General features: G+C 59.1%; 10 protein-coding genes. All 10 read left to right on the top strand.

All coding sequences use genetic code 11. The annotated features are described in order from the left end of the window. Positions 1–376: 376 nt before the first annotated feature. Complete coding sequence (locus KY459_12690) at positions 377–889, top strand: GNAT family N-acetyltransferase (GenBank protein ID MBW3565576.1); 513 nt, start codon at positions 377–379, stop codon at positions 887–889. A gap of 186 nt (positions 890–1,075) precedes the next feature. Next, on the top strand, positions 1,076–1,519 hold the full coding sequence (locus tag KY459_12685) for a hypothetical protein (GenBank protein MBW3565575.1): 444 nt from the start codon (positions 1,076–1,078) through the stop codon (positions 1,517–1,519). 141 nt (positions 1,520–1,660) lie between these two features. Beyond that, positions 1,661–1,930, top strand: coding sequence for a BrnT family toxin (locus KY459_12680; protein ID MBW3565574.1), 270 nt, complete (start codon positions 1,661–1,663; stop codon positions 1,928–1,930). Continuing rightward, the gene (locus tag KY459_12675; protein ID MBW3565573.1) at positions 1,914–2,141 is read left to right on the top strand and encodes a hypothetical protein; all 228 of its coding nucleotides are present in this window, start codon (positions 1,914–1,916) and stop codon (positions 2,139–2,141) included. Before KY459_12680 ends, KY459_12675 begins: the two co-directional genes overlap by 17 nt. Positions 2,142–2,210: 69 nt before the next feature. Continuing rightward, positions 2,211–2,741 (top strand): GNAT family N-acetyltransferase, encoded by a 531-nt coding sequence (locus tag KY459_12670; GenBank protein MBW3565572.1) that lies wholly within the window; start codon positions 2,211–2,213, stop codon positions 2,739–2,741. 136 nt (positions 2,742–2,877) lie between these two features. Beyond that, complete coding sequence (locus tag KY459_12665) at positions 2,878–3,099, top strand: amphi-Trp domain-containing protein (protein ID MBW3565571.1); 222 nt, start codon at positions 2,878–2,880, stop codon at positions 3,097–3,099. A 78-nt stretch (positions 3,100–3,177) separates the two neighbouring features. Next, positions 3,178–3,924 carry an SGNH/GDSL hydrolase family protein gene (locus KY459_12660; GenBank protein ID MBW3565570.1) on the top strand — a complete coding sequence of 249 codons (747 nt, stop codon included), beginning with the start codon at positions 3,178–3,180 and terminating at the stop codon, positions 3,922–3,924. A 443-nt stretch (positions 3,925–4,367) separates the two neighbouring features. Then, positions 4,368–6,461, top strand: coding sequence for a TonB-dependent receptor plug domain-containing protein (locus tag KY459_12655; protein ID MBW3565569.1), 2,094 nt, complete (start codon positions 4,368–4,370; stop codon positions 6,459–6,461). A 253-nt stretch (positions 6,462–6,714) separates the two neighbouring features. Continuing rightward, on the top strand, positions 6,715–6,936 hold the full coding sequence (locus KY459_12650; protein MBW3565568.1) for a DUF433 domain-containing protein: 222 nt from the start codon (positions 6,715–6,717) through the stop codon (positions 6,934–6,936). After that, positions 6,917–7,240, top strand: coding sequence for a DUF5615 family PIN-like protein (locus KY459_12645; protein MBW3565567.1), 324 nt, complete (start codon positions 6,917–6,919; stop codon positions 7,238–7,240). Before KY459_12650 ends, KY459_12645 begins: the two co-directional genes overlap by 20 nt. The last annotated feature ends 27 nt before the right edge of the window (positions 7,241–7,267 follow it).

Below are 7,267 nucleotides of genomic sequence, written 5' to 3'. Positions count from 1 at the left end.
GACGCATAGGCTACGCTGAAGATATCCAGCGTTACCAGTACGAGATATGTCAGCCCGCCGCGCCCGCCAACTGAACGCTCGAGCGAACTGCGGCCTCCGGCTCTGCTGCTCTGCTTTGAACTTCGCTGAGTCGGCCGCTACCGCTCAGCGCTGAGCGGTAGCGGCTTTGGGTGACTCGTGACTCAAAACGATTGGGACCGTCTCGCCTAAATGAAAATCACTTCTCGCGCACCCATGTTCCATGGGGACGCCGCCGCATAACCAGTCGCTGCACCTGACCCGGGCACGCGTTGCTGCTACTCAATCTTGATACACTTTGGAGTCGTGCCCGGGCAGGTGAGCTCGGGTCGTTAGGCCGCTGAGGCACCGGTACCGCATGGCAAGCAACACGATCGTACGTCCCGCCGGGTTCGGGGACGTGGAGCAAATTCGCGCAGTGGCCGCCGAGAGCTGGGCGAACGCCTACGCCGGCATCATTCCTCCGGAAACACAGAATCGCGCTCTCGCCGCCTGGTACGAGACCGAGGCGATCAAGAGCGCCGTGGCAGAAGACGGCGCCGTCTTCCTCGTGGCCCTCGCTCACGGGGTGGTGGTCGGCTTCATCCACCTCGGACCTCCCCAAGCGGGCAAGGTGGAGCTTCTGCGAATGTATGTCTTGCCCCAGAACGCGAGGCAGGGTGTGGGAACACGGTTGCTCGAGGCCGGGGTTTCAGCGTACGAGTCGCATGACGCCCGAATCTCTGTTGCCGTTGCGGAGAGAAACTCCTCTGGCCGAGCTTTTTACGAGAAATCCGGTTTCGTACTCACCGGTACTCGGACCGTTGACGTGTTCGGTGCCTCCATCACGGAAGTCACCTACATACGCAGTCTCGAAGGAGGCGCAGCCTAACCAGCCGGTCCACCTGACCCGGGCACGCGCTGCCGCTACTCATTCTTGATATATTTCGAGCGTGCCCGGGCAGGTGACCGCCGGGTCGTTAGCCTCACTACTCTGGAGAAGTAGATGGAATGTCCGAAATGCGGAGCCGAGAACGTCGCCCCGTCGAACGACGAATGTCGTAGTTGTGGGCTCATCATGAGCCGCTACAGTCCGGTCGAACAGCGACTCCGCCGGGAAGTGATGTCGCGCACGCCTGCACCTGAGAAGCAATCCTCCTCTTTGGTTCCTCTGATCGGCATCGTCGTGGTGATTGTCGCAGCGGTGGCGATCCTGTTCTTCACCGAAAGGGAGCCCTACGAACCACCGAGTCTTGATGCGCACATAAACGAAATCAACAATCGTGGAGCTGAGGCTAGGAAAAAGAAACAGGAGGAAGTCGAAAGGGAGGTCGCAAAGCTGGGGCCTAATCCAGACATCAACGCGCTGAAAGAACAAATAGATCGGGATGCATTAGAGAGAGAGGAACGTCGCCGACAGCAGCGCGAAGAGAACATGAAGTGGCGATTGGCAGTGAAATCTCTGAAGTGGTTCGTAATCGCTGCCCTCGCTATCCTCCTGATTCGATCTCAATTGCGGTGACGACGGGCGGCTAACCAACGGATCGAAAGGACCAGCGCACGTTCGACCGCTACTCAATCCCTGCAACGCTGGTGGGCCGTGCGCTGGCCGCTCACCCTCGATCGTTAGCGCGCTTTGGCTACGCCGAGGTTCCTCGGTTGAATGGAGTTCGAATGGGATCCGCAGAAGGATGTCGCCAACCAGAGCAAACACGAAGTCATGTTTTCGGAAGCCGCGAGTGTATTCGCGGACCCTCTGGCCTGGACGATTCCAGATCCTGATCACTCGGAGTCGGAGTATCGTTATTTCACTACCACGAGCGAGAGGCGGTTGGTGATCGTTGCTCATACCTACCGTGGAGATACGATTCGAATCATCAGCGCACGACGCGCTACGAGGCGTGAAAGAAAAGTCTATGAAGAAGGCGAGTAGGAAACCTGATCCGGACGAAATGAGAGATGAATACGACCTCCGAGGTGGAGTGAGAGGAAAGTTCTATGAGGAGTATCAGCGTGGGACCAACGTCATCCTTCTCGACTCGGACGTCGCAGCGGTTTTCCGCGGTTCGGCTGTCGTGAATCAGGCACTCCGCGAGTATCTCGAGGAACATGGCAGTCCACCCGAGATCGAACACACGCGCTGACATCCGCTCGAGCGGGCGCCGCACGCGTTTCCTTCGGGGCATGCCCGCACCGGTGAACGGGGATCGCTAGTGGCAACGCTCTCTCGGATGATCAAAACCCCTCGTCTCCAGGTCCGTCGGCTTGAACCTGCTGATCTTCCTGCTTTCTCTGAGCTGTTCGCCGATGAGGACGCTCTGAAGTATTACGGAGACGGCGTTGCTCTATCCTCTCAGGAGGCGGCAGAAAAGCTGACGTTCTTTTCACGACATTGGGACGAACATGGGTTCTCCCTCGGCGCGATTGTGAAAAAGGACTCAGAGGAGGTCGTGGGTTTCGGGGGACTGGCGCTCAGCTGGTGGGACTCAGCGCCAGAGGTGTTCCTGTCTTTCCTGATCGGCCGCGCAATGTGGGGCCAGGGCCTGGCCACGGAATTGGCGGAGCATGCAGTTCGCTACGGATTTGCTGAGCTTGGCTTGCAGCGAATCACCGCCACGGTCCATCCAGCAAACACAAGCGCTTTGCGGGTGGTCGAGCGCGCCGGAATGCGACGCATAGACTACGCTGAAGATATCCAGCGTTACCAGTACGAGATATGTCAGCCCGCCGCGCCCGCTAACTGAACGCTCGAGAGGCCATGGGATGTTCAGACTTTCGTTTTTCGGTACCGCCCATCCGACACCATCAAAATTGCTTATCATCCCGGGATCTGGAGCCTCGGAGTGAAACGGGTACAATCCGGTCCGGGGAAATTCGACAATGGCAGATAAATCAGAACGAGACATCGAGAAGGGGTATCCCAGGGCGGAGTTCGTGGCCAAGCTTCGTCGGCTGGCTGATGCCCTCGAGAACGACGAACGATTCGAGATACGAATCGCGGGAGAGAGGATCTACGTTCCGGCGAGAGCCACCTTCACGATCGAGCACGAACGCTCCGATGACGAAGAGGAGATCGAGTTCCAGCTCAAGTGGAAGCCATAGCCGCAGTCGATGCGATGGCCGAACCGCGTCGCGGACCGAAGAGCTGCCGGGCGGCGGCCGAGCATTGATCAGCCGATGATGAGAAGCACGCTTACGATCCTGATGTCTGTGACTGCAATCCTGCTGACGGCCTGCGGAACCAGCAGTCCTTCTCGAGACGGAGCCAAGGTATCGCGGGAGGTCCGGTCCTTTGGGTCGAGCTCTGACCCGACGATTCGATACCTGGTTCTCGGCGACAGCACTGCTGCGGGTGTGGGCGGAACGTATGAAGAGGGAATCGCCGTAGCGACATCGCGGCATCTCGCTCAGTCGCGACGGGTAATCATGACTAACCTTTCAGTATCGGGTGCTCGAGCCAACGACGTTCTCCACAAGCAGCTCCCGCGTCTGGGAGGTTTCGTCCCTGACGTCGTGCTCCTCGATGTCGGGGCAAATGACGTGATAAAGCTGACCAGCGCGGGATCATTGGAGAGGGATCTGAGATCGATCATCGAGCATTTGATCTCGATCAACTGTGAGGTGAAGACCGTGGTGACTGGCGCAGCCGCCATGAGTACTCCTCCTCGGATTCCGAGGCTGCTTCGAGGTATTGCCGGATGGCGCACCGAGGTGCTGAACAAGGTCTTCAGGAAAGAAGTGGAGCGTTACGACCTTACGTTCGCCCCGATCGCCGAGAAGACCGGGCCGTTGTTCGCGCAGGACAAGACTCTCTTCAGCGACGACGAGTTTCATCCGTCAGATCGCGGGTACCAGACCTGGATCGATGTCATCAATCCAGCGCTCGATCACGCACTCGCATCACAGCCGTCTCATTGTGGGATGTGAGCCCCGTAACCCTCTATCCCCCACCCGCACTCAGAACCCTCAGATTCGGAAGCGATCGAGGTTATTATTCTCCCGGACGTACCTTGCGGAGACCGATTCGTCCGTCTCCTCGGTCCTCCCTCCCTCCCGGCGGCCGAGTGCGCTCTACCAGCGCCTCGGGAAATGAGGGTCTCCCCGTAAACCCTAGCCCCACCCGAAATCAATCATCCGTGACGAGCGTGTCGAACGGTTTCGGTAACCGGCGGCGGGATCAGACGTAGTTCCTGGCAGAAGCGGGGAAAGGGAAGACCTCATAGATCTGGAAACGCGCTCGGAAGCAGGACAGCAACCGGACGATACGACCTGGGATCGGTCCGGACCCGCCACGTCGAAAACATCGTGCGCTGCGGCAGAAGCAGCGAACCGCTCCGAGTCACTCTGTAACGACTTCTTTGAGAACGAAGATGAGCTCTGAAAGGATGCTGATTGAAATGCGAGAGAGTTTCGTGAAATCCGGAGTCGGAGTGATCCTGCTTCTGATGCTCGTACTGTCGCCGGGTGCAGCTTCGCAGCCCGCGGCGACCACCGAGGAAGCGGTCACCGGCAAAAGGGTGTATCTCCCTGCCGATTTCGAGCGGTACGCACCACAGACCGCGCTCGACATGCTGCAGCGTGTTCCCGGTTTCTCGATTCGGCAAGAAGACTCCGACCGGGGTCTCGGGATCGCATCCGGGAACGTTCTCGTCAATGGTCAACGAATCTCCGGCAAGTCCAATGACGTCATCACCGCCCTCGGTCGCATCTCGGCAAACTCCGTTGAGCGGATCGAGATCATGGACGGTGCAACGCTCGACATCCCGGGACTCTCGGGTCAGGTGGCGAACGTGATCGTCCGCTCCGGCGGGCTGAGTGGTCAGTACGGGTATTATCCCCAGGTCCGCGAGTACTTCAGCGATCCTCGTCTCGCAAGCTTCGATGTCTCGGCGAACGGGAAAGCCGGTGCGATCGAGTACACGATCGGGCTCGACAACCGGGCAAACAGAAGCGGTGCCGGCGGGCCTACCCTCATCTACGACTCGGATGGCACCCTGCTCGAGCATCGCGATGAACGCTGGCGTGGCAACTCGGACAACCCGAGAATCAGCGGAAAGTTCGCGTACGAGGGAGAGGGGGGATCGATCGGCAACCTCAATGTCTCCTACCGTCGCTACATGTTCGACTATCTCGAGACCGGTACTCGCACCAGGGAAGGAGAGGCTGAACGAAATCGCAGGGTGATGATCGAGGAGGAAGGCGACATCTATGAGGTCGGCGGAGACTACGAGCTCGGCCTCGGAACCGGCCGGCTGAAGCTGATCGGCATCTACACGGGAAATCGCATCCCGAGTGAGACTGACGTCACGGTTGCATTCGCCGACGATCAGCCGATGATCGGCAGCCGTTTCGCGCGAACGGGCGAGGAGAGTGAGAGGATCGGACGGGCTGAGTACAGCTGGAAGAGTGCCGGAGCGGAGTGGCAGGTCTCGGGCGAAGCAGCGTACAACGAGCTCGACAGCCTCTCACACCTCTTCGTGCTCCGAACCGACGGTAACTATGAAGAGGTTCCACTTCCGGGCGCGAGTGCTCAGGTCGAGGAGGATCGCTACGAACTGATGGGTAGCTACGGCCGTCCTCTGGGAGAGAACGTGGCCCTGAGACTTTCGATCGGTGCCGAATACTCGAAACTGGATGCCGGGAGTGCAGAAGGTCCGCGTAGTTTTTACCGGCCGAAAGGAGAGATATCGACAGCCTGGAAAATCTCACCGCGGGCTGACCTGAACGTGAAGCTCGCCAGGCGAGTCGGCCAGCTCAACTTCTACGACTTCCTCGCATCGGTCAACCTTCGCGATGACACCGAGACCGCTGCCAACCCCGATCTCGTCCCGGAACAGAGCTGGAACCTCGACATAGAGACGGTGCGGACTCTTGGCGACCTCGGTACGACCACGCTCCGCCTCTACGGGCAACTCATCGACGACATCATCGACTACGTTCCGATCGGCCCCACTGGAGAAGCCCCGGGCAACATCGATCAGGCTACCGTGTATGGGTTTCGGTCGAGCACGACGTTCAATCTCGATTCGGTCGGGTGGCCTGGAGCCCGCCTCGACGCATTCGTGCAGCTCGAGGAGAGTGAAGTCGAAGATCCCCTCACGGGTGAGAAACGACCCATCAGCAACAATGTGATGCGGAACAGCGGTCTGGCTCTACGCCACGATGTTCCGCGAACGGATATGGCCTGGGGAGCGAGCGCTTTCTACACATACTTTGAAAAGAACTATCGGCTGACAGAGGTGGGAAGACTGTGGGAAGGTCCGGTCTGGGTCGGCCTCTACCTGGAGCACAAGGATGTCTACGGCCTGACGATCCGAGGCTCGATCGACAACATTGCCGATGCGAGGAGTATGTGGGACCGGACGGTCTACGACGGAAGACGGACCGATTCGGTCGCATTCGTAGAGCGTCGTGACCGACTCATCGGTCCCATCTTTTCCCTGTCGATTCGCGGCAAGTTCTGAGCGCAGCGGTTTTTGCCACGCCGCTTCTTGTCTGGATGCTTCGGCACGCTCGACAATCGAGGATCTGCTTCTGGATCGTTTCCTCGTGGAGCCCCTCGACGGTCAGATTCGCGCGACTGAACCGAAGACGGACGTGTGACCCTCTTGGCCCTATGCCTCTGCTTTCAACTTCGCTGAGTCGGCCGCAGCCGCTCAGCGCTGAACGTTACGGCCTCGCGAAATAGCCCGTTCCGAGGTGAATGTTGAGGAGATTATGAGTCACAGCGTCATCCGGTGCGATTCGGAGATCCTCAGCGGTACTCCGGTGTTTGCCGGGACTAGAGTACCGGCCAGGAACCTCGTGGACTATCTCGAGGGTGGCCATTCTCTGGACGAGTTCCTCGAGGATTTTCCATCGGTGAGCCGAGAGCAGGCCATCGCGGCACTGGAAGAGGCGAAAGGGCTCCTTCTCGCGCATGCGAGTTCTTCTCGATGAGTGCCTGCCGCGCAGGCTGAAACGGGAATTCAAGCCTCCGCACTCAGCACTCTCGGTCGCCGAGGTCGGCTGGTCCGGGATTTCGAACGGCATGCTTCTCTCGCTCGCGGCGCCGAAGTTCGATGTATTCCTCACCTCGGATACGAACCTGGAGCTCCAGCAGAATCTCAGGGATCTTTCGCTCATCATCGTCGTGCTGTTCGCGCCCAGCAACGACATCAACGTTCTCGCACCTCTCATCCCTGAAGTCACACAAGCTCTCGCGGATGCCAAACCGGGACAGGTTCTGCACATCGGCCGCTAGCTCGCCGGTCAGATTCGCGCGACTGAA

The organism is Acidobacteriota bacterium (assembly GCA_019347945.1).
In the GTDB taxonomy this organism is placed as follows: Bacteria; Acidobacteriota; Thermoanaerobaculia; order Gp7-AA8; family JAHWKK01; genus JAHWKK01.
The sequence above is the reverse complement of the archived record's forward strand: the minus strand, read 5'-3'. Positions and strand labels throughout refer to the sequence as shown.